General features: G+C 44.3%; 16 protein-coding genes and 1 pseudogene. 14 read left to right on the forward strand and 3 right to left on the reverse strand.

The window, feature by feature from the left end:
• Window positions 1–2,265 (reverse strand): tandem-95 repeat protein (locus tag A6D97_RS16900; protein WP_139074325.1); only part of this gene is annotated, 2,265 nt, incomplete at its 3' end.
• Window positions 2,266–2,454: 189 nt separating this feature from the next.
• Between A6D97_RS16900 and A6D97_RS16905 the strand changes: the two genes are divergently transcribed.
• The 12 genes and pseudogenes from A6D97_RS16905 to A6D97_RS21880 all read left to right on the forward strand — a co-directional run bounded on the left by A6D97_RS16905 (window position 2,455) and on the right by A6D97_RS21880 (window position 17,423).
• Window positions 2,455–2,805 (forward strand): hypothetical protein, encoded by a 351-nt coding sequence (locus tag A6D97_RS16905; RefSeq protein ID WP_065584860.1) that lies wholly within the window; start codon window positions 2,455–2,457, stop codon window positions 2,803–2,805.
• 12 nt (window positions 2,806–2,817) lie between these two features.
• On the forward strand, window positions 2,818–4,167 hold the full coding sequence (locus A6D97_RS16910) for an HlyD family type I secretion periplasmic adaptor subunit (protein WP_017060459.1): 1,350 nt from the start codon (window positions 2,818–2,820) through the stop codon (window positions 4,165–4,167).
• 3 nt (window positions 4,168–4,170) lie between these two features.
• Window positions 4,171–6,402, forward strand: a complete 2,232-nt coding sequence (locus A6D97_RS16915) for a response regulator (RefSeq protein ID WP_029236454.1) — start codon at window positions 4,171–4,173, stop codon at window positions 6,400–6,402.
• Complete coding sequence (locus A6D97_RS16920) at window positions 6,377–7,801, forward strand: TolC family protein (protein ID WP_017064679.1); 1,425 nt, start codon at window positions 6,377–6,379, stop codon at window positions 7,799–7,801. The genes A6D97_RS16915 and A6D97_RS16920 overlap by 26 nt, the downstream gene beginning before the upstream one ends.
• The gene (locus A6D97_RS16925; RefSeq protein ID WP_017060462.1) at window positions 7,791–9,377 is read left to right on the forward strand and encodes an ABC transporter transmembrane domain-containing protein; all 1,587 of its coding nucleotides are present in this window, start codon (window positions 7,791–7,793) and stop codon (window positions 9,375–9,377) included. The genes A6D97_RS16920 and A6D97_RS16925 overlap by 11 nt, the downstream gene beginning before the upstream one ends.
• Window positions 9,374–11,512: an ATP-binding cassette domain-containing protein gene (locus A6D97_RS16930; protein WP_065584861.1), complete on the forward strand. Its 2,139-nt coding sequence runs from the start codon at window positions 9,374–9,376 to the stop codon at window positions 11,510–11,512. Before A6D97_RS16925 ends, A6D97_RS16930 begins: the two co-directional genes overlap by 4 nt.
• Before the next feature lie 108 nt (window positions 11,513–11,620).
• A complete protein-coding gene (locus tag A6D97_RS16935; RefSeq protein WP_017060464.1) occupies window positions 11,621–11,995 on the forward strand; it encodes a hypothetical protein in 375 nt (124 codons plus the stop codon).
• 213 nt (window positions 11,996–12,208) lie between these two features.
• Window positions 12,209–15,412 carry a response regulator gene (locus tag A6D97_RS16940; RefSeq protein WP_065584862.1) on the forward strand — a complete coding sequence of 1,068 codons (3,204 nt, stop codon included), beginning with the start codon at window positions 12,209–12,211 and terminating at the stop codon, window positions 15,410–15,412.
• Window positions 15,413–15,422: 10 nt separating this feature from the next.
• On the forward strand, window positions 15,423–15,899 hold the full coding sequence (locus A6D97_RS16945) for a hypothetical protein (protein ID WP_065584863.1): 477 nt from the start codon (window positions 15,423–15,425) through the stop codon (window positions 15,897–15,899).
• A 1-nt stretch (window position 15,900) separates the two neighbouring features.
• Entirely contained in the window at window positions 15,901–16,992 is a 1,092-nt protein-coding gene (locus A6D97_RS16950) for a sulfate ABC transporter permease (protein ID WP_065584864.1), read from the forward strand.
• Window positions 16,993–17,008: 16 nt separating this feature from the next.
• A pseudogene (locus tag A6D97_RS21660) lies at window positions 17,009–17,215 on the forward strand (gamma-glutamyltransferase); the annotation flags it as partial.
• Entirely contained in the window at window positions 17,184–17,423 is a 240-nt protein-coding gene (locus A6D97_RS21880; RefSeq protein ID WP_133151224.1) for a hypothetical protein, read from the forward strand. The pseudogene A6D97_RS21660 and the gene A6D97_RS21880, both read left to right, overlap by 32 nt.
• A 147-nt stretch (window positions 17,424–17,570) precedes the next feature.
• Here the strand turns inward: A6D97_RS21880 and A6D97_RS16955 are convergent, their stop codons facing one another.
• Together A6D97_RS16955 and A6D97_RS16960 are read right to left on the reverse strand one after the other, a co-directional pair.
• Window positions 17,571–18,626 carry a HEAT repeat domain-containing protein gene (locus A6D97_RS16955; protein WP_065584865.1) on the reverse strand — a complete coding sequence of 352 codons (1,056 nt, stop codon included), beginning with the start codon at window positions 18,624–18,626 and terminating at the stop codon, window positions 17,571–17,573.
• 87 nt (window positions 18,627–18,713) lie between these two features.
• On the reverse strand, window positions 18,714–20,045 hold the full coding sequence (locus tag A6D97_RS16960; protein WP_065584866.1) for an anaerobic sulfatase maturase: 1,332 nt from the start codon (window positions 20,043–20,045) through the stop codon (window positions 18,714–18,716).
• A 137-nt stretch (window positions 20,046–20,182) separates the two neighbouring features.
• On the opposite strand from A6D97_RS16960, the gene A6D97_RS16965 reads away from it, so the two are divergent.
• Window positions 20,183–20,971 (forward strand): SUMF1/EgtB/PvdO family nonheme iron enzyme, encoded by a 789-nt coding sequence (locus A6D97_RS16965; protein WP_065584867.1) that lies wholly within the window; start codon window positions 20,183–20,185, stop codon window positions 20,969–20,971.
• A gap of 165 nt (window positions 20,972–21,136) precedes the next feature.
• On the forward strand, window positions 21,137–22,819 hold the full coding sequence (locus A6D97_RS16970; RefSeq protein ID WP_017069461.1) for an alkaline phosphatase family protein: 1,683 nt from the start codon (window positions 21,137–21,139) through the stop codon (window positions 22,817–22,819).
• Window positions 22,820–23,023: the final 204 nt, after the last annotated feature.

The following is a 23,023-nucleotide window of genomic DNA, read 5'->3' on the forward strand; positions in this document are numbered from 1 at the left end:
GTTGTCGCCTTCAATGTCAGTAGCGCCTGTTAATAGGTCTGCATCGGTGAAGATTAACGTGCCGTCTTCTTCAACACTGAATTGTTGATCTTGAGGTACTGGCAAATCATTTACTGGGTTAACGGTTAGGTCAGCTGAAGCTTGAACGGTGTTAGTACCATCTGAGATATCGAAGTTGATATCGATGTCACCATTGAAGTTCTCATCTGGCGTAATCGTGAAGCTGCCGTCATCGTTTTGAGTAACGGTTGCATCACCACCAACCGTTAGGCCGCTAGCAGTCAGGTCATCGCCTTCCACATCAGATGCTTGTGATAACAGTTGCTCTTGGCTTAGACGGATAGAACCATCTTCATCGATTGAGTACGCTAGGTCGCCAGACACTGGCGCATCATCAACGGCAGTTACGCTCACGTCGATGTTTGCTGATACCGTATCGGTTCCGTCAGAGACATCGAAGCCGAAGTTTACGTCACCATTGAAGTTTTCATTTGGCGCAAAGGTGGTGCCGTCAGACACATCAAAACCGAAGTTTACGTCACCATTGAAGTTTTCATTCGGCGCAAAGGTGTATGTACCGTTGCCATTGTCAGTAAGGATACCGTCGCCACCATCGTAGGTCACACCTTCAACCGTTAGGTTGTCGCCTTCAATGTCAGTAGCGCCTGTTAATAGGTCTGCATCGGTGAAGATAAGCGTTCCATCTTCTTCAACACTGAACTGTTGATCTTGAGGTACTGGCAGGTCATTAACTGGGTTAACGGTTAGGTCAGCTGATGCTTGAACCGTATTGGTACCATCTGAGATATCGAAGCTGATATCGATGTCGCCATTGAAGTTCTCATCTGGCGTAATGGTGAAACTGCCGTCATCATTAGCTACAACCGTTGCATCACCGTCAACCGTTAGGCCACTAGCAGTAAGGTCATCGCCTTCAACATCAGATGCTTGTGATAACAGTTGCTCTTGGCTTAGACGGATAGAACCATCTTCGTCGATTGAGTACGCTAAATCGCCTGACACAGGTGCATCATCAACGGCAGTTACACTCACATCGATGTTGGCAGAGACCGTATCGGTGCCGTCTGATACATCGAAGCCGAAGTTTACGTCGCCATTGAAGTTTTCGTTTGGCGCAAAGGTGTAAGTCCCGTTGCCGTTGTCGGTCAGGATACCGTCGCCACCATCGTAGGTCACACCTTCAACCGTTAGGTTGTCACCTTCAATGTCTGTCGCACCAGAAAGGAGGTCAGCGTCGGTGAATACAAGAGTTCCGTCTTCCTCGATTTCAAACGTTTTATCTTCAGGAACAGGCGCGTCATTAATCGGGCGTACCGTTAAATCAATTGCGCTGCTAATCGTTTCTTGGCCGTCACTGATGTCGAAAGTAAGGTCAAGTTCACCATTAAAATCAGCTGAAGGAACAACGGTGAAAGTACCATCACCATTGTCTTGAACTGTTGCATCATCACCAACTTGAACGTTAGAAGCAACAAGCTCGTCCCCATCTACATCACTTGCGTATTCGAGTAATTGTTCTTGAGTGAATGTTATGGAGCCATCTTCATCCATGATGTAAGCCAGATCTTGTTCAGCTTCTGGCGCATCATTTTCACTTTCCACTTTGATTTTAAACGTTTCGCTTACCGTTTCAGAATCAAAGTCATCCTCTACTTCGCTAATGGTCTCTTCGTCAGAAGCTTGAACATCAACTGCAAACGTCTCTTCTACTGTTTGTGAATCTAGCTCATCACCAACTTGTTGGTCACCCGACTCTGAAGATGTCGCACTCGGCGCTGCTGAAGTACGCGCAGCTTGGCCTTGTTCTTCATTACCTTCAGCGTCTACACCACCTGTCGCAGCCTCTGCGATATCACCACCTACAGCTTGTGCGCCCGCTCCAGCACCGCCACCACTGCCAGCAGCGTTATCCGAGCCAGCTTCAGAAGCGGCTCCACCAACTACATTGGATTGTGCAGCGTCTGAATCTCCATCACTTTCTGGCGTCTCTTCTTGCACAGCCGCACCAGAAACAGAGGCATCTTCAGCATTACCTGCACCACTCGGATTTTCGTCTAAAGCCTGGTTAACTTCGTCTGCCGCATCCGCATTTTCAGCACCCGTCGCTATTGTCGACGCAATCGTATTTTGTTGATTTTGTTGATTCTGCTGTTGGGAGGGCGTACCCGCGTCGTTCGTGTCCGTTTGTTCTACCGCGTCATTGAGATCTTCATTTTGGTTGTTTTGGTTATTTTCGCCTGCCATTACAGCCTCCGTTGCTACTAGCTAACTGATCGTATTTAGAGGCATTAAAGGACACCATTTTGAAAAACCAAGTTTTTATACAACATTTTTCATATTTTTCTTTTTATACATAAAGAATCAAAAAAAATTTGAAAACTACCTTTAAACATCCTTAGTTATTGTGATTAAAGCAATTAAGGGAGTGGAGCGATGATAGACATGACGAATTTGTTGCGCTCGGTCGACAACAACCACAAAGGGCTGCAATTGCTATTAGGCGACTTTTACAATGACTTTTCTGACGCAGCCCTAAATATAGAAGCGCTTCATAAAGGTAATCGTTTTGATGAACTCAACAGTTACTCAAAACGATTGAAGACCATCTTAACGTTGCTTTGCGACCAAGACCTTCCGCCAAAAATGGCCAAATTGGAACACTTGAGTAGACACGAGTTTCCTGCGCCGGAAGATCTAATAGAGGATGTAAAAACTGAATTGCACAACGTCAATCGACAAATCAACCACTTGTTGGATATTAAGGAAGTAATAGATGGCAAGTAACCGAGGTCAGTCATGAGCAATAACCAAATAGAACATCACCTCAGAAAAGCACTTGTTTCCAATAACGAGGCTTCTAAGGTCACAGCTGATGACACTATTGTGCTTGCTAGTGCCATGACCAGCGTTCACAAAACGTTGCTCATTATATTCTTGCTCGCTTTGGTCGCTATCGCCGTGGCGTCACAAGCACGTATTGACATTGTTGTTTCTGTACGTGGAGAACTGCTATTGGAATCGGATGTTGAGAAAGTTCAACATTTAGAAGGCGGGATATTAGAAGAATTGTTAGTCAGAAAAGGGGAAGTCGTTTATGAGGGCCAACCTATCGCTCGAATACGCTCACTTGACCGTAACACTCAACTTGATACCGTCAATACTGAAATTATTCAGATAGAGCTCGATAAGATTCGTTATGAAAGCTTACGCGACATGATAGAGCCTAACTTCGACGCTTTCATTGAGAAATACCCTGAGCAAGTTCAGGTCAACATGAATACCTGGAGACAAGAATTCTCTAAAAACCGTTCAAATGAAGAACTCATTACACACGATATTAAGCACAAGAACTCGTTGATCAGTTCAATGTTAAAGCGTCGCAAAAGTTCAGAGAATCAACTCTCTCTGATACGTAAGCAGCTCAACATCAAAAACACCCTCTATAAAGAAGAGATGGCGTCTTATGTCGACGTTCTTAACATGAAAGTACAAGAGTCGAATATGGTGCGTGAGATTGAGAACCTTGACGAATCTGTGATGAATGAGCGTTTCCAACTCGACAAACTGGAAAAGCAACACCGTGACTTGGTTGAGAATCGAAACTCTGAGTACCAAGCACAAATCATTCAAGCGAACAAAGACCTCAAGCTAAAGCGAATCTTACAACCGCAGCATTCCGACAAGGTTGATCGCCTAGTCGTCTACTCGCCAGTCGATGGTGTGGTCGATAAACTTCACTTCAATTTCCGTTCTGCTGTGATTCCGCCAGGAGAAAGTATCGCCGATATTGCCCCAATAAATAATTCGTTACACGGTGAAGCGAAGATCCCACGTAAAGACATGGGATTTGTCGAAATTGGTCAGGCAGTGAAAGTAAAAATGGATACCTATAACTTTGCAAAATACGGGTTTGTTGAGGGAACCATCGCCTCAATCAGCCGTTCATCATACGAAGAAGAAGACGCTGAATTCTATTTAGCTGAGATTGAAATTGACCGAAACTTTCTTGAACGAGGAGGCACTCAATACAAGTTATCACCTTACATGGAGTTTACCGCTGATGTGAAAACAGGCTCGCGTCGCGTGATCGAATACGCTGCGAAACCGGTGATGTCAGCCATCGAGGATGCTTTCGATGAGAGATAATCAATGAGCGGTAAACCTTCGTACAATATTTCCATACCCGCCCTACGTCTAAGCATACTATTTAGCGTGGTATTGGCTGCGCTCGCTTTCTATTTATACTGTTCTTGGTCAAAAATAGATTCAGTCGCACAAGTGCAAAGCGCCCCACTGCTCATACAAGCCCAGAAGCTTAATCAGACCATAGAACAAGATATTCAAACTCTGCAACAGTGTTTAAGTACCAACACTTGCGGCACTAACCAATTCAACCTGGTTAACTTGAAGCTTGAAATTGATGAATTTCGCTCTTTAGCCTCGTTGAACAAAACCGAGTTCAGCTTGGTTGGGGCAACTGAATACACACAACTGGAATTGGCGATTAATCGTTTCTCCGATAGCGCAAAAACACGTAACGACGTATTAGGCTTGTACCTTTCATTGACCAATAACTATCTGCAGATGGACGACAACTATCGCACCATGTTTAACAACCATGCAAATGACTTAATGTCAGAAAAAAACGAGTTCTTTATCTGGCTGTTTATGGTGGTCGTGATATTGGCTGTGATTACGATTCTATCCAACTCAGTTGCTATGTTGAAGCTAAAGAAATCCAGTTCTAACGAACGCGAAATCGACTATGAATTCGATGCCCTGTATCAAGAGCTGAAGCAGCTAGATTTACAACGTCTTGAAGAGCTTCTTAATGAAGTTAGCATCAACCCCAAGCAGCGTCAGATTTACTCTCATCTCAAACTTATTTTCAGTAAATTAGAAGACCAAAAGCGCAATAACGATCTCTACAAACAGTTGTATGCGCTGATCGGTTATGAGATTCGCGGAATTACAAACACCATCAACGGTGGCGTCCAATATCTGGTTCAAGAAACCGATGAAAACGGCGTGTTGATGGCGAACGATATTACCTCTGCGTGTAGCACACTATCTGAGTTAGCAGAAAACTATAATCGCTTGATATCACAGGGTACGGAAAGCAAGTCGAAAGAGTTCTCTTTACTGAGTGTGTTATCTGAATTAATGATTCATATCAGTGCCAAAGTACAACGTAATGAAAGCCAACTTGACTGTTTTATCTCTGACAACTTACCCAATCGTGTAGAAGGTCAATCCACCAGCTTGTTCTGGATATTGTTCCTGCAGCTTTCCAATGCCATTCAACTCAAATCAAATAAGAAACTGTTTGTAACGATTGAATCGGGTGCGGCTTCAGACATGGAAAATACCCGTGTCACCATCAACCTCAACTTCTTATCAACACTGGATGTTTCTGTTGCCAAGCTCAACAAACTCCATTGGAGCGCACACAAAGACCATACAGCCAGCACAGATGACTTAGCGAAAAGCGTTCTGAAGGATTACGGATATTACGAGAGCCACTGGTTCCAGTCAGGGGCTCAGGAACGTTTTCAGATCGAGCTTGATCTTAAGGCTAAGAACTTCCACACAGAGAAAACTCGCTTTGATGGCAAGCGTTTACTCTTGTGTGCTAATACTCAAGTTCGCATCGATGTGATGAAGAAAATGCTCAGTAACTTGGGGCTTGATATCACCGAGATTCGCACTGCAAATGAGCTTTTCTCAGCGGCGAAAACGTTCGGTGATTACGATGCGATTATGCTCACCGATACCTTTGAACCCAACAAACTGCCCTCACTAAGTAAGACTGTGAAATCTCAGCTTAAGAACCACCCAAATACCAAGTTACTGTTGTCAGTGACCAACACTCAGCAAGCACAAGAGTGTCATAGCTTCGTCGACAAAATCATCAACGCCCCTGCTATCCCTTATGAGTTCATTCCAAACCTACTCACCATTATGGAAGCGGAAGCATCGGAAGAACAGATGGAGAACAGCTCATTCCTGATCGTAGAGGATGACCGAGTTCAACAAATTTTACTGAAACGAATCTTGACCAAGCAAGAATACGAACCCGACATGGTTGGCGATGGCGCCGATGCTGTGAAGCACTTCATGAATAAGCGCTCTGACATCATCTTCATGGATTGCATCATGCCGGGGATGGGCGGCATCGAAGCAACAAAACGTATTCGCCAATTCGAACAACAAAACGAGAAAAACCCTTGTACCATCATAGGTGCAACCGCATTGACCAGCAGTAACGAACACCAGGCTTGTATTGAGGCCGGAATGGATTACGTGATCAGCAAACCTTATAAAAGCGACCAAATCATCAAGGTGATCAACAAGTATGTGGCGGTACAAAAACTTAACTAGCAGCATCATAGCTGCGCTTACATTAAGCACGACACCTTCAGCATCGGCGACTACCCTGCTTGAGGCGGTAGAACTCGGTCTGCAGAACAGCCTTTCTCTTCGGGCGAGTGATAAAGGGGTCGAAGAGAACGAGTACAACATTGGTATCAGCCGCTCAAAATTTCTTCCTTCCCTCAATGGTGCTGCCGATACCACATGGAATGAAAATGAAACCTTGCTATCAAGTGTGCCTGATGAAACTTCAAGCTATAACTCGAACAGCTACAGCCTTTCCCTTTCTCAATCGATCTTCAATCTGGGCGATATTTTCAAATATGGGACGGCAAAGCTCGACTTCAACATTGAAGAGATTAAACACGAGAACAAAATCCAAAGCACTATTTCAGAAATCGGCTCTCAATACTTTGAGTATTTGAAAAACAACGCACAAATTAAAGCGACCAAGGTAGAGCTTAAGTCGTCTGAGACGCGTGAACATCAAATGCGACGCAATGTGGAACTCGGCAATACAGCCGCCAGTGAGCTTTACGAAGTGATTGCTCAGAAAGAAGGTGTGTCGAATCGATTGAGAACCTTGCAGAAAGACCGTCGCGTCATTCTCAACGGGCTATCGATTCAGATTCAATACCCTATCACTCCGTCTCAAGATATCTACGAAAGTGTGCCTTTAAAAGAGATAAACGAAACCGAACAACGATCAATCATGGATCAAGCGTTAAAGCTCAACAACGACTTGTTAGTGGCTAAGAAAAACGTCGAGAGAAGCCGCAGAAGCTTAAAAGAGAGCGGTTCGAACTTCTTACCGACCGTATCGCTTTCAGCCAGCTATCGACACGATGACGCCAATAACTTCGACAAAACCGACATTACAGCGACAGGCGAAAGTAACTCAACCAGTGTTGGGTTAAACCTAGCAGTTCCTATCTTGTCTGGTGGCTCTGATTACTACGGCTATCAAAAATCATCGACGGCCATCGAACGTACTGAGCTGCTTTACCAAGATTCGCTTTACACCACACGTAACAGTGTGAATACCTCCGTGCTCAACATTAACGATTTCTCGCAGTCTATAAGCAGTTACGAAAACATCATTCGCGCCAACTACGCGTCTTATAAAGGGATCCAAAGAGCCTACCAATTGGGCACGCGTACTATCACCGACTTGCTGGCGGCGGAAAGTAAACTATTCAGCGCCTTAAGAGACTACGAAAGCGCACGATACGACTACATCATCGAGACCATCAAGCTTGAGCAAATTAAGGGAATACTCTCAATTCAATCTATCGAAAGCGTGATGCAATTAATGAGCGATATTGAGGGACGAGACAATCAAGATTTGGTGCCTAAACATCTTCTCTCAACGGAGTCGTTGAGGAAAGGAGGTCGCAATGCAAACTGAGCAGTTTTCGCAAAAGATCAACATGGCAGATAAGTGTTATCTGACTTTCTCAACGATAATATCGACCCTGTTTGGTTTGGTACTGCCCTTCTCCATTCTGATCATTTTTGACCGAGTGTTACCCAACCAAGCACAAGATACTCTGTTCTTATTGTTCGCGATTATCTTGATTTCTATCTTCCTCGACTATCACTTAAAAAATCAGGAAGAGAAGATTTCCTCTGTCATCATGAGGCAGTTTGAGACCAACTTAACCAATAAGGTATTTCAATCCATCTGTTTGGCGGAAATCTCTAAGTTCCGACGTTTGGAGCCAGGCGAATACCTAGAACGAATCTCAACCATTCCTGAATTGAAAACCTTCTTTGGTGGCGAATCGGTTCGAGCGCTTATCAACCTTGCCGTCAGCGTGATCACTATCCTCATCATAGGACTCATCAACATATGGGCTGGCATTACCCTTCTGATTGCCTCTGTCATCTTGGCTATTTTTGCGTGGAGCCTTTCCAAACAAAAGATTGGTAGTTTGCAGAATAAGTCAGACATCGAAGGGTTAACTACCTCCAAAATCATTGAGATCATCTCTAGCCCGCTTGATATCAAAGCTCGAAATATGGAATACCGCGTTGAAAGCCTGATGACACAAATGGTCGAAGAGCGCGAAGTTGAGAACATCAAATATGAGCAGATTGAATCTAACTTCAGCCTAATATTGGCGCTCATCCAACAGCTTTCTATAGCTTGTGTTGTTGTGGTACTGGCAACGGCCGTTATCAATATGGAATCTAGCCAAGGCATCATGGCCGCGATCATCATGCTAACCAACCGTTATTTTGCGCCTTACCAACAAGTGATGCGCACCGCGAGCCGTTGGGAGTTAAACAAACTCCATATTCAGCGTATCGTTGACCTCCTTGAATTGGCCGCCTCTGTTGAACACCAACATGAAACAACAGAAGTAGAACGTATCTCGGTTAAGTATTCTGAAAAGCAGCGTATCGAGTTCGAACTCGGACAAGCCTATTTGCTGACAGGGAAAAGTGGTTCAGGTAAGACCCACCTCGCTAACTGTATTACGCGTCAGAACAGTGATAGCAAACTAGATATCATGATTAACGACACGCCTTTGGATGACGTCAATTACAACGTTTGGCGTAACAGTGTTCTGATGGTTGATAAGACCAGTTCGTTCGTAGAAGGGACGATTATCGATAACCTCACCTGTTTCCGCCCAAGCTTGAATAACACGGCGTTTGCACTGTGTGAAACCATGAACATCAAAGCTCAAATTGATGGGCTTCCTGCCGGTTTTTATACAGAACTCAAAGGCCATATGCGTAACCCATTCTCACGCCAAGTTGGCTACGCCCTATTATTAGTTCGCGCCCTGCTCGCCAGTAAGCGCGTATTGATATTTGATGACATCGACTGTGTGTTTGATGAGGAATTTGCACGAATGGTTCTCACCAGTACGGCTTATCGAGCCAACGACAAAATCTTGATCATCGCCAGTAATAAAATGGACAAGCTTAACCATCGCCTCAAACGCGTAAAACTTACCGGAGGTGACCAATGAGTATCTTAGTCGACTTCAATAATGTACCGCAACGTGTCTTGGATTTTGAATCCAGCGGATACGACGAACGTTACAGTCAATCGCCACTTATCCGCGGTTTGGCCTACACCTTGATAGCACTCGAATGGGAAGGCACACCCACGATACTCAGCGATGCTTTTATTCCGAAACACAAAGACAGCGACAGCTTTACAGCAACCATAGAGCGTCTTGGGTATCGCTGTGATGTGACCAAATTAAAGACACTCGAGAATATAGATAAACACCCTCAGCCATGCTTTATTGAAATAGAGAATCTAAGTGCGATTTTCTTAGGCACCAAAGATGGAAAGTTGCTGCTGTTTGATTACACGAACAACAACACCATTGAATACCCAATGTGCAAAAAGCCCTGTTTGCTGATTGCGATTAGCGAATATTCTCGTCTGTTCCGCGAGCCACCTCCGGAATCGCAAGACAGAAGCAATTGGATTAAATACGCTTTCTATCGTTATAACAATGAACTTAAAAGCCTGATCATTCTCAGCTTCGTCATCAGTATTCTCGGTGCATTGCAGCCATTCTTTATTATGAGTGTATATAACTTCGCACTGACTTCGAGCTCCGAAGCCACACTCTATTGGCTAACCTTATTCGCCATTATTGTCGGCTTCTCTGAATACTTCTTTAAGAAAATGCGGGTCAACATCATTGCCACTTCCGGTAAAGACCTCGCCGTGCACATCTCGCAAGCCGTTATATCTAAGTTGCTTTGGCTACCCTATGCGATGACATCTACTGCTGGGGTCTCTTCTCAGCTAGCACGTTTGAAAGATATCGATACCTTCCGACGCTTGGTGACTGCCGAATCGACGCTCAGCTATTTTGATATGCCGTTTGTGATCGTATTTATCATCGCCATTGCTCTGATGTCTGGTACAGCGGCATTAGTGGTGATGGGTGGTTTAATACTGATGTTAGTGTTCTGTATTTACTCGCGCTATATCTACTCGCAAGCCACATCCAAAAGTTCGCGCGCCAATGCGATGGTCTCGTATCAATGGAACGAAATCCTTCGTGGTATCAAAACAATCCAAGGCCTGCCTTTACTTCGTGTCGTTCAATCTCGATTCAGTGCATCGCATATGCAAAGCACCAGCGATGCAGAGAACGTTGCCGTGACTAACAGTAAGATTCAGGCCGCTGGCGGTAGTTTGATCCAAGTGATTGGTACAGCAAGTATCGTGACCGCGGTAATCGGCGTGATGGAAGGTACTTCTGATGCGGGTGCCATGCTCGCAACCGTTATTTTGGTTTGGAAAGCGTTAGGCCCAATCATGGGTATCTATAACTCAATTTCCAAGTTCCAATCGATCAAGGCTTCATCAGCACAGATAAACAACCTGATGTCGATGAATGACGACAAATTGACCTTAGAAAAAAGCCCACCTATTCGCCTGTTCCAAGGAAGCATTGTGGGCAGCGGTGTCAGTCACCGATATGCAGGAGCGGCGACCGGCTTAACCAACCTTGGTTTCAAAGTGCCACCCAGTGCCAAAGTGGTCATTTGTGGCCCTACGGGCTGCGGTAAAACCACCTTAATTTCAATCATTGCTGGGTTAGAAGACCGCTATCAAGGCGCTGTATCTGTCGATGGTTACAACATTAAACAGTTCAATAGCTACCGTTATCGCACGTCGATTAACTACATCCCTTTCAATTTGCATATTTTTGAAGGCTCACTTGAGACCAACTTCATTTTACACAACGGACTGATTCCAACAGACAAGATGCAAGAGATGGTGAGCTTCTTCGAGTTAGATGAATGGCTTCCGGAAGGCTTAGCTACTCAGTTAAGCGTGGATAAATGCAAAAGTCTCCCGAATGGAATTCAACAAAAATTGCGTCTGGCACTCGGCTTAGGTAACTGTGAGCAATCTCTGATTATTATTGATGAGCCATTCAATGGTGCAGAAAATGAAAATGCGCAGTACTTTAACCGTTTGTTCAGCGATAAGTTGCTGAATAAGACCGTGATTTTTTCGACCAACGACCCTGGTTTGATCGCAACATCAAACATGAGTTTAGTGTTAGAGCCGGATGGAAATTTGAAATATTTTGGCTTAACAGACAAATACTTAAACAGCTTAAGCTAAAACCTCAACGCTTAATCACAATTCGCTATTTAGGGAAATGGATATAATTGACAAATTCATAAGCGAGAGGGATGATTCGCCCCAATACCTCAGGTAACAAGGAAGAATATGTACACATTCGTTGCAGACAAGCTTGATGTAGCTTACTTATCCGCAATTCCTGAAAACCACCAACTTCAGGAGTGCGATGTACCTGAAGAAGAGATGGAGCTTCGAGAGATCGTTGAGGTTTGGTATGAGTCTGCCTTCCTACCCGCTTTCAATCTTCAGAAAATAGACATTGAGAACAAAGCAGAGCTCACCATCGTACAAATGCACGTATTCAGCAATGATACGAGCACACTCGCCTTCCTACTAAAAAACAGAGTGTATCGCGCCGCACTTAACAGAATGCTCGGTATTTGGACATTAGAACCCTCTGCAAAAACCGTATTAGAGCAACTTCTTTTCGAATTAAGCCTCGATAACAATCGTCCTCATTAGTAAGCTTTTTAAGTGATTCATCAATAAGCATAAAATTAAACAAACTGCCAAACGCTATAAATTACTAATAAAAGAACGCATTTCAAAATAAGCTCTGGAATCACAAGAACTTATACCTCTCCCACACTTACGTAAAATTTACCGTTTCAAAGTTTCCATATCGGCATTTTTATTCTACTGTTTTTATATAACGACAGTTGGATGGATCCTTATATGGCGATTACGGTTTGGAATAACCTTTCAGTCAAACATAAACTCTTTGGCTTAGTTCTACTTCCCATTTCATTATTACTCTTCCTAGCAGGTAGACAGGCTTATATATTAACGACTCAGTTAACCGATTTTGAACGAACCAATCAGTTATCTGTCTATCTTCAAGATATTTCTATTTTGTATAGAAGTACCTTAGCCTCTAGCCCTGAAGAGTTTGCTACTCAAAGCAACCAAGTAAAGGCAGAACTTAAAAACCTGTCTCCCATCATTTTTTTAGACGCATCTGGTGAAATGAATCAACTTGTTGCCGATTTCAGCGAAGCGACCTTATCGACGATGCAAGTGACTGACACTTACGATAAATTGGATGCCCTCGAATGGCAGAGCGATTTATACAAGCAACTGTTACTTGAAGTAGAGAAAGTCCCTTTTGAAAACACTAAACGTGAAATTCAACAGCACCTCACTGCCCTTCAACAACTTGAGTGGTTGATGTTTTGGTCGAACGAAGAGTTCAAGCTTGGTAGTTCACTGATTGAGATCTTCCAAATCAGCCAAGAGTACGACCCAGAACTCGCCGAACAGATCAAAACCTTGAGTGAAAGACAGCAATTGTTCTTAGAGCGCTTTGTTTCATTGAACGCCAACGAACATCAAGTTTCTTTGATGGTTGAAGTGTTTCGAAATGATGTGTTTGCTCAAAGCCAAGAGATAAGAAGCGCGCTACTCGACCTAAATACAATCAGCCAACTGACGCCACAAGAAGTGTCTGTCGGCTTAGAAGCGATGAGCGCACGGCTCAACTTATTACAAAGCCTTGGCGGCGTAATCAAGCAAGAGTTTCAACAAGAAGTTGAGCAAGCCATCTATGGCGCGCAAATACAACGAACCCTGTTTATTTCAATCGTCGCTTTGCTGGCTGCGATTGTTATGGGTTTAACTCTTAGCTTGGCGAGACAAGTCACTAACAACCTTAATTTGGTGTTAGCTTTCTTAAAAAGCGAAAATGATGACACGCGCCCTTCTTTAGATAAATTAATCCAAGGTAAAGATGAACTCAGTCTGTTTGCTCAGCAAGTTGAACGATTGACCATCGAACGAGAGCTCGCGAAAGAGAGATTGACGGTAGCAAAAGAAGACGCAGAGAGAGCCAAAGAGGATGCCGAACACGCGAAAGACCACGCAATACAAGCCAGCAAAGCAAAAAGTAGCTTCTTGGCCAACATGTCTCATGAAATTCGCACCCCGCTCAATGGTGTTATTGGTATTTCGGAAATCCTCGCAGATACGCCGCTTACACCGACACAACGTGACTATGTTGATACGATCGAAACTTCATCCCAACTGCTCCTTAGCTTAATCAACGATATCTTAGACTTCTCTAAAATTGAGTCTGGCATGCTATTAATCAGCCCGCATTCTGCATCGATTAGAGAGTCGATATACGACATCGCCTCTATTATGGCACCAAAAGCGAAAGAACAAAGAATATCGATTAACGTTGATATCAGCCCAGATACACCAGCACGCGTGATGATAGACGATCACCGTTTAAGACAGATCTTGATGAACTTTATGTCGAATGCGGTGAAGTTTACGGCTGAAGGTGGCGTCACATTATCAATTCAAACGCTCAACAAAGCAGATAACAATGCCACTATTCGATTTGCTGTACGAGACACGGGTATTGGTATCGATTCACTGCAACAAAAACAGATATTTGAACCGTTCGCTCAAGAAGACGATTCAACCACACGTCAATTTGGTGGTACTGGTCTTGGTCTAGCCATCAGTACACAGTTGGTAGAGCTGATGGGTGGTCAAATTCAACTCGACTCCGTCAAAGGTGAAGGAAGCTGTTTCTACTTCGACTTGGTATTGCCTGTTGACTTGATACTGCCAAAACCAAGTACAGCAACGGCTGATATTTATGTGCTGGGTAACGAAAACATGCTCTCCGAGCGAATCGAGTCCGACCTTAACCTTTATGGTTTGAAGGTTACCGATAAAACGAATGATATAACGGCAATTACAGAGCAGCTCTCCACTCAAAAACACACTAAACCTATTACTGTTGTTTTCGCCGAAGATGACGCATTCCTAGCTAATACCCACGCAGATAACTTAGAAAAGCTGCACCAAAACGGCATCACTATCTGTTTGATACGCTCCTTCTTAAGTGAGCCAGCGGATCTTGGTGACAGCGTTACTGCACAAGTCGCACAGCCCCTACTCGGCTTGCGTTTAATTAAAGCTATTGAGCTTTGTGATACTCGAGGTTTGGCGGAACTATCGGAAGCAAGCCAGACATCAGTCGAGATCCAACACAAAATCCTCATCGTTGAAGACAACAAGATCAACCAAAAAATTGCTGGTCTTCATGTCGGTAAAAGTGGTTTTGAATTCGAGTTCGCTAATAATGGTCAAGAAGCTGTGGACATGTTCACCGCTAATCCTCATTACGCGGTGATACTCATGGACTGCATGATGCCGGTTATGGATGGCTTTGATGCAACAAGCAACATCCGAAGAATTGAAAAAGAAACAGAAGCGACGCGACGCATCCCTATCATTGCATTGACCGCCAGTGTCATCGATGACGATATTCAGAGGTGTTTCGACGTTGGTATGGATGACTATGTATCAAAACCATTCAAGTTCGAAATGCTTAAAGAGAAAGTACTCACCGCGGTAGAAGCTATGCCACTACCAGCTTCCTATAAAGCTCAACCTAAGAAACAACCTGCAACTGTCACTCCAATTATCAACGGGGCTGCGACCAAACGTACTTTGCCTGAAGAAGCGGAACAAAACGCAATTCCGAGCAAATCAGAGAGAATCTTGCTAGTCGAAGACAACCGCGTCAATCAAAAAGTAGCTTCTATCATGCTGAAGAAGGCCGGATATGCCTTTGAAATTGCAGACAACGGACAAATTGCCGTTGATATGTACCAGAACGACAGTAGCTTCGACATTATTTTGATGGATTGCATGATGCCTGTTATGGACGGTTTCACGGCAACTAAGGAGATTCGAGAACACGAGAAAAACCAAGGCTTAAGCAAAACTCCTATTATCGCGTTAACCGCCAGTGTTATGGATGATGATATTCAAAAGTGCTTTGATTCCGGAATGGATGGATACGTAGCGAAGCCCGTAAGAAAAGAAAAGCTATTCCATCAAATAGAGAGTGCGACTTGTTAGGAGATACCTCATGGATTGGATTAGAACAATAAAAACACTTCCCCGCAGAGTCATGTTGCCAGTCGCGGTAGGGCTATTAGGAAGCTTGCTTTTTCTAAGCCCTGCTCACGCCGCTGAAGATTATGCCATATTTTCTTTAGACTCCGGATTTGAAGAGATATCAATAAACAAAGCGCGAAAGCTCTATAGAGGGAAAACTAAGCACCTCAATGGCAAACGTGTTGAACTGTCTGATTGGCCTGAGAACAGTGCCGAAAGAGAGGACTTTTATCAGCTTTTGCTTGGAAAAAATGCCGCTCAAATGAATGCACACTGGGCTGGTTTATCTTTTTCAGGAAAAGCGCGTTATCCAAAAGAAATCAAAACGGCGTCAACCGACAGCTTAGTCGACTGGCTTGATGACAAACCAAACCGTATTGGTTACTCCCCACTCTCTTCGGTTCCTCAAAATGCCAACGTTCTCTACGTTATAAGTTCGGAGAAATAATATGAAAAGAATAATTACGTCAGTGTTATGTGCCTCAATGGCCTCTCCGGCTTTTGCGAATATCGAACTTACCGATAATTTATCCTTGAGTGGCTTTGGCTCAACGTCTTGGGCAACATCGGATAACGATAATCCATTAATCATCAACCGCGGTTTTACTGATGAGAGCTGTTACGACTGTGATACCACATTTGGTGTTCAACTCGATTACTTCTACAACTCATTCAAAGCTTCCGTGCAAGTTGTCAAGCCACCCCAATATGATTGGAGTGAGCCGCAGCTAGAGTGGGCTTACTTAGGTTATGAATTTAATGACTTTGATGTCAGCATTGGTCGATTACGACTACCATTATTCCTTGCCTCTGAGTACTACTATGTGGGCCAAGCCTATATGACAGCAAGGCCACCGACAGAGGTGTATAACAGCGTTCTCGGAGACACAGCTTTCAACGGTATAAAAGTGAGCTGGACTCATGATGTCAGTGATAAAGCAACGCTATTGCTCTCACCTTTCTTCGGTGTAAAAGACAAAAACAAAGTTGACTTTAATTCGAGTACAGAGCTGGAATTTGAAACCAACCGAATGTTCGGTGCCAATCTTCAATTGAGCGGTGAAAACTATCGTTGGAACTTGTCATTCCTCAACTCCAATTTTGATCAAACCGTTTCTGGCACGATTACAATCCCTGGGACTTCGATAACAGCTCCATTCAGTAGCAAACAAGACAACCAACACATTCAACTTTGGTCGTTAGGTGTTGAGTATGAATTAGGTCAAGCGGTGCTTGCAAGTGAAGGACAGATCAGTGACATCTCGTCCTCGATGTACGCTAGTTTGGGCTACAGACTAGATTTATTCACTCCATACGTCGTTTACGGAGCAGAGTTTGATTCTCACGAACACCTAAAAGGAAACAGCTACCTAATTGGTGTGGATTACGATGTGTTACCTAACGTCTCCATCAATGGCGAAGTGCAATATTTTGAGGCTCGTAAAGCAAACGGTGCCTTTGTTGAGAATTTCAATGCACTTACTGGTTTTGATGACAAAGATGCCGTCCTTTATACGATCATGTTGAGTTTCGTCTTCTAACCCAAATCCTTTTCCAATTACGCCAGACGAAACTGGCGAAGAGTTTATGGTAAGTGCAACGAATCCATATGTAAGCAGCACTGGGTATTCGGTACTCAAGCAAGGAGGTAATGCAGTCGATGCAATGGTGGCGATGCAGATGACAATGTCGGTGGTTGAACCGGATATGACTGGGATTGGCGGCGGTACTTTTGCGCTGTTTTACCAAAAAGACAAAGACCAAGATTGATCGCACCAAACCTTACGACCCAACGGGTTTGCTCGTCGAAAAGAAAACCTACGCCGAAATGTTAGTACCAGAGTTCATGCAGCTCGGTTATCCGGTGCATGTCATTCCAGTCGTCAGTGGCTTGAATGCCATTGAAGTCAAAGATGGCAAGATCTATGGCGCGACCGACAGACGCCGTGCATCAAGCTCTATGGGTGAATAATAAAACGAAATGGGCAAGTAACAGGCTTGCCCTTATTTTGTCTTTAGTTGCTTGAACCTCGTCTAAGCAGTTCATGGATGCGAAAAAGCCAGTCGAACGTGTCGACTGGCTTTTCATTATAGGCTTCGCTAATTACTCATTAGGATATTATGAGCTTGGCGCTACTCGTTTATCTTTCAACTGATCAATAACATAGTCAGGAGCTACTTTACCTAGCTCACCTAAGCAATCATCGGTCTTTTCATTTCCGTAGCGCACATAGATATCGCATACCGCGTATAGCTGCTCTGGAGAACCAGAGATCAAATATGCTTTCTCGAACGATTTAGTCGACTTGTCGATATCCAACTCTTCTTGTAATACCCCATTTAGGTACCAGTAGTAGCTGTTATCTTTCGCTAGCTTCGCAGCCACTTCAATCTCTTTGGCTGCCGCAGTTTTGTCTTCAAGGCGAACCAGAGTCAACGATTTCGAATAATGCAGAGCGGCGTTGTTTGGCACGCTCTCCAAACCACGATCTAATACTTCGACTGCTTGCTTATCTTTGTTCTGAGCTCGAAAATTATCTGCGTAGCTCAACCAAACTTGCGCTTCTTTTGGATGCGTATTGATCAGCTCTAGATAAACCGTTTCCGCCTTATCCCAATCATTGTGCCAACGAAGCACATCAGCAAACAGTAATTGGTACTTTTCAGATTCTTGCGTTTCCAAGAAGCTAATAAGCTCTATGACTGGTGGTTCAATTTGTGCTTTCTGCTCGTCATCCAATGCATTGAAGTCACGGACTAGGTTTGACGTTGCCGTATGGCGAACCATGGTATCGCTGTCTTTTAGCAAGGGTGAAACTAACGCCCAGCGATGTTCAAGTTGGTAAGGTTCAGAACCGATAACCGCCGCTTCACGAACTTCAGGGTTTTGATCTTTTAAGCCTCTTGCCACCGCCACCAGCGCATTTTGGCTTGGATATGAAGCAAGCTCTTGCAGTGCACCAGTACGATTTTCAACAGATTGATTCTGATCTTGTGCCATGTAAGACAACTGTTGAATGCGGGTTTGAGTGTCCGTCATTTCAAGCATTTGATTGATATTTTGTGCTGGCGCGTCAACCGTTTGTTGAACGCTATTCGCAGCCATCGCAGACGTTGAAATTAATGCGGACGTTGAAATCAATAAAGCAACAGCCGTCGCTAAACTCTTCTTCATAGTATTACCTTAAACTGGAGAACTTAGCCTGTCCTTAGACTCGTATCTGATTAAATTTTTCTTGGACCTGTTGATCCAAAGAACGAGTTAAAACTTGGTCTCGAACGTAGCTTGTTGCGCCTGTTTTGCTCGATGCGCCATCAATACTGAGTCGCTGAATTTACCATGAGCAACCGGATGCCCCATCGCGCGAGCGATGTACGCCATCGACTTATCGACATGAGAAAAGAACTTATGCCAACCAGCACATAAGTAGTTCAAACCCGGTTCACCTACACGAGTTTTGATAAAGCGGTTCTTAGGGCACTCACCATGACAAGCGAACTTGTAATCACACTGCTGACATTGACTGGTCAGTGTACGGGATTTAGCAAAACCAAACTTTTGCTGTGGTGCGCTGTACGCCAAATCATCAAGTTTCTCGTGATGAATATTGCCAATCTTGTATTCAGGGTAAACATAATGGTCGCATGAAAATACGTCGCCATTTGGCTCCATTGCCAAGCCCTTTCCGCATATCTCATTCAAGGTACACAGTGGGTTCGGACGCCCAATCCATGTTTCTACGCTCGCTTCAAAATACTGAACAAACACCTTGCCGATGTCGTTCTTGGCCCACTCGTCAAACACAGAAATCAAAAAGTTACCCCAAGCCAAGTCCGACACACACCACGATTCCATGATTGAATCTTTATGGCCGGGGATCAGGCGTTTGTCGCCTTGTTTAAGCTGCTCGCTTACTTGGGATGTTTGTGGTGCAACCGTTCGGAACGTTTTCTGTTCAACGATAGGAATAAACTGCATTTGCGGTGACTTCACCACATCACGTAGGAAGCGATAGACCTCAAGTGCATTTTGACTGGTGAGGTTATTCACACAGGTAAGCGTTGCGAACTTCACTTGGTGTTTGTGCAGCAGCTCCACAGCCGCCATCACTTGTTTGAATGTGCCACGGCCAGCTCTGTTAACACGATAAGCATTGTGCAGCATTTCAGGACCATCAATACTCAAACCGATCAGGAAGTTGTTCTTCGCAAGAAACTCAGCCCAATCATCATTCAACAATGTACCATTGGTTTGTAAGTCGTTTGAAATCAATACACCTTCAGGTTGGTACTTTTTCTGTAGCTCAACCACGCGTTCAAAATACGCCAAGCCTAGCATGGTCGGTTCACCGCCCTGCCATGAGAAGATGATTTCTGCCGTGTTTTGACCTTCGATGTATTGTCGGATGTAGGTTTCTAACGTCTCATCATCCATTCTTGGAGAACTGCCTTTCTTGTACTCCAACAAATCTTGCTTACTTAGGTAGTAACAATATTTACAGTCAATGTTGCATGCTGCGCCAATCGGCTTAGCCATGACATGCAAGCGCTTAGACGCTTTACCGTTATATTGTGGACCTTGAGTAATATGCATGATTTACCTACCTATTTTAGTATTCTGGACCCATCATAATTCCTATTCGAACAGGTGACATGTTATACCCTTTATAACCAATAGGAATGACCTTAAACGTTAGAATTAGACCCTATTTCGAACATCTGAGGCACGTGATGAAATTTCTTAATTACAAACAGTTAGCAACAATTAGCAGCGTCACCATGACTATCCTTCTGAGTGGCTGTGCAAGCGTGCCTACACACCCCATCGCCCAACAAATTGACCAAGAGATGGTGTTGGTTGAAGGCGGCACATTCACCATGGGGTCGAACGGTCCAGAAGCGACCAAAGCAGAGCGTCCTGCACGTAATGTAACTGTAGATAGTTTCTATATTGCGAAGTTCGAGGTGACTCAAGAATTGTTCGAATCGGTGATGGGTTCATCTCTCAGTTATTTCCAAAACCTACAAGTTCCGGTCAATAACCTTAGTTGGCAGCAAGCAAACTATTTTGTTGAGCAGTTGAATGAATTAACGGGTGAAGAATACCGTCTGCCTACTGAAGCTGAATGGGAATTTGCAGCCAAAGGTGGCAATAAAAGTAAAGGCTATACTTACAGTGGTTCCAATAACTTAGATGATGTTGCGTGGTACTCAGCAAATTCTAAAAATAGCGCACATCCAGTCGGGCTAAAGAAACCAAATGAACTAGGCTTATATGACATGACAGGAAACGTGGGCGAGTTTGTTATCGATGCCTTCGATGACACCTTCTACCGATTCGGTCCAACAGACAACCCTAACAACGCAAAACACAGCGACGTCGGTTTATCACACAAATCGGTTCGCGGTGGCAGCTTTGCTTATGACGAAAATGAATCTGAAAGTTACCGTCGTGACTTCGCAAGCCAATCGATCACTATGTCAGATATGGGGCTGCGTTTAGTTAAGGATGTGAACTAGCTAACGAAGCGAACTAACTAAAGATGCCGAAGGTTATGGTTCACTAATCGTCACCAACAATACTAAAAATACGATTCGCACTGCACACACGTTACAAATCTGGCCAAACGTTGGAAACCTGACCAAACATTAGAACTCAGCGGCAACAGTGAATAAGGAAACTCTATGCAATACACCAAGCTTTCAGGACTAACCCTCGCGTTACTCTGCGCTCTCCCAGCTTCAGCTGAGGAAAAGCCAAATCTAGTCCTTCAAATCACGGTAGATGGCCTGCGCGCAGATCTAATCGAACGATATAAGCACAACTTCGGTGAAGGCGGTTTCCGGTACTTAATGGATGATGGTACCTACTACACCAACGCAAACTACCAACATGGCAACACGGAAACGATCGTGGGCCATGTGTCGCTTGCAACAGGTGCTCCACCGAGCGTACACGGCATGGTAGGTAACGTTTGGTATGACCGTAGCGAAGAACGTTTGGTGTATAACGTAGAAGACGGTAACTACCAAATGCTGACCTCTGGTGCAGGTGTCGATAAAGCAACAGAGATCGACCCAACGCAGAAGACAGCACAAGGCGATGGCCGCTCTCCAGAGCCAATACTCTCCACCACGTTTGGTGACGAACTGACGATTTCCAATAGTGGCAAATCAAAAGTATTCGGTGTATCAGTGAAAGACCGCGGCGCAATCTCATTGGCAGGACACAGTGGTAAAGCCTTCTGGTTCTCCAAAGCACAATCGGAGTTTGTCACCAGTAACTATTACTATGACGAGTATCCAGATTGGGTATCACGCTGGAACGAGAAAGCGATTGCTGCTCAGTATTCCAAACAGAAATGGGAGCTCTCATTACCGCGTGATAAATACACGTTGCAAGAACACGATACCGAACACAAAGTGAAACTCGGTGACTTCCAACGCACCTTCCCTCATCCTTATGGCCCGGCAAGTTACAAGTACTACAGCACAACGCTAACCGTCAGCCCTGCTGGTGACGAAATCACGGAAAACTTCGCTAGCACCTTGTTGATGCAAGAGAAGCTTGGCCAAGGCGACGTGACCGATTATCTGTCAGTGAGTTTCTCATCAAATGACTACGTGGTGCACCTTTACGGCCCTGAAAGCCTAGAAACAGAAGACAACCTTATCCGACTTGATAAGACTCTCGCTAAGCTTTTCAAAACCGTGGATAACCAAGTCGGGCTAGAAAACACATTGATTGTGCTGTCTGCCGACCACGGTGTACCTGAATCTTCACCTGCGGCAAATGCGCTTGGTTTCAATCAAGCTCAATACTTCAATAAAGACACACTACTCTCGAGTGGTGTTGAGAAACGATTGAAGGATGAATTTGGTTTAACCAAAGACGCGATTCGCTTGTACGCACAACCTTACATCTATCTGAATCATGATCTGATCGCTGAGAAGAAGCTTGATCTGGCTAAGGTCCAAGAAGCTATTGCGGATGAAATTGCAAAAGTGAAAGGTGTTGCGTTTGCTGTATCAAGTAGTGACATTGCGGCTAACCGAGTACCGGATACGCATGTGATGCAGCTAATTAAAAACAACTACCACCCTGCTCGTTCTGGCGACGTTTACGTAGTATTTGCACCGCGCAGCTACATTAACGACATGGAAGGCCTCCAAATTGCCTCTACACATGGTTCTCCGTGGAAATACGACACTCATGTGCCTGTGATCTTTGCAGGCTACGACGTTGAAGCTAAGAAGGTATCGCGACCAGTGACGCCATATGACATTGCGCCAACGCTTTCGAACAAACTGGGTATCACCCAACCAAGCGGGTCAATCGGAGAAGTGCTGCAAGAGATCACTGAGTAGACTCAATCTCTAAGGTTTCGTGAGCTAGATTTCGAATCCAGCACCCACTCAATAAAAGAGCCGTTTATCTGTTTCTGACTCACTAGGTCGAAACAAATAAGGTTCATCGCGTATTAGCGGGAACTAAAAACAAAAACGGTAGTAAGTGACATGGTTTAGTCGCCAAACAAAAATCATACACAAACTACCGTTTTCATGCCGAAT

It is taken from the genome of Vibrio sp. ZF57 (assembly GCF_001691235.1).
In the GTDB taxonomy this organism is placed as follows: domain Bacteria; phylum Pseudomonadota; class Gammaproteobacteria; order Enterobacterales; family Vibrionaceae; genus Vibrio; species Vibrio crassostreae_C.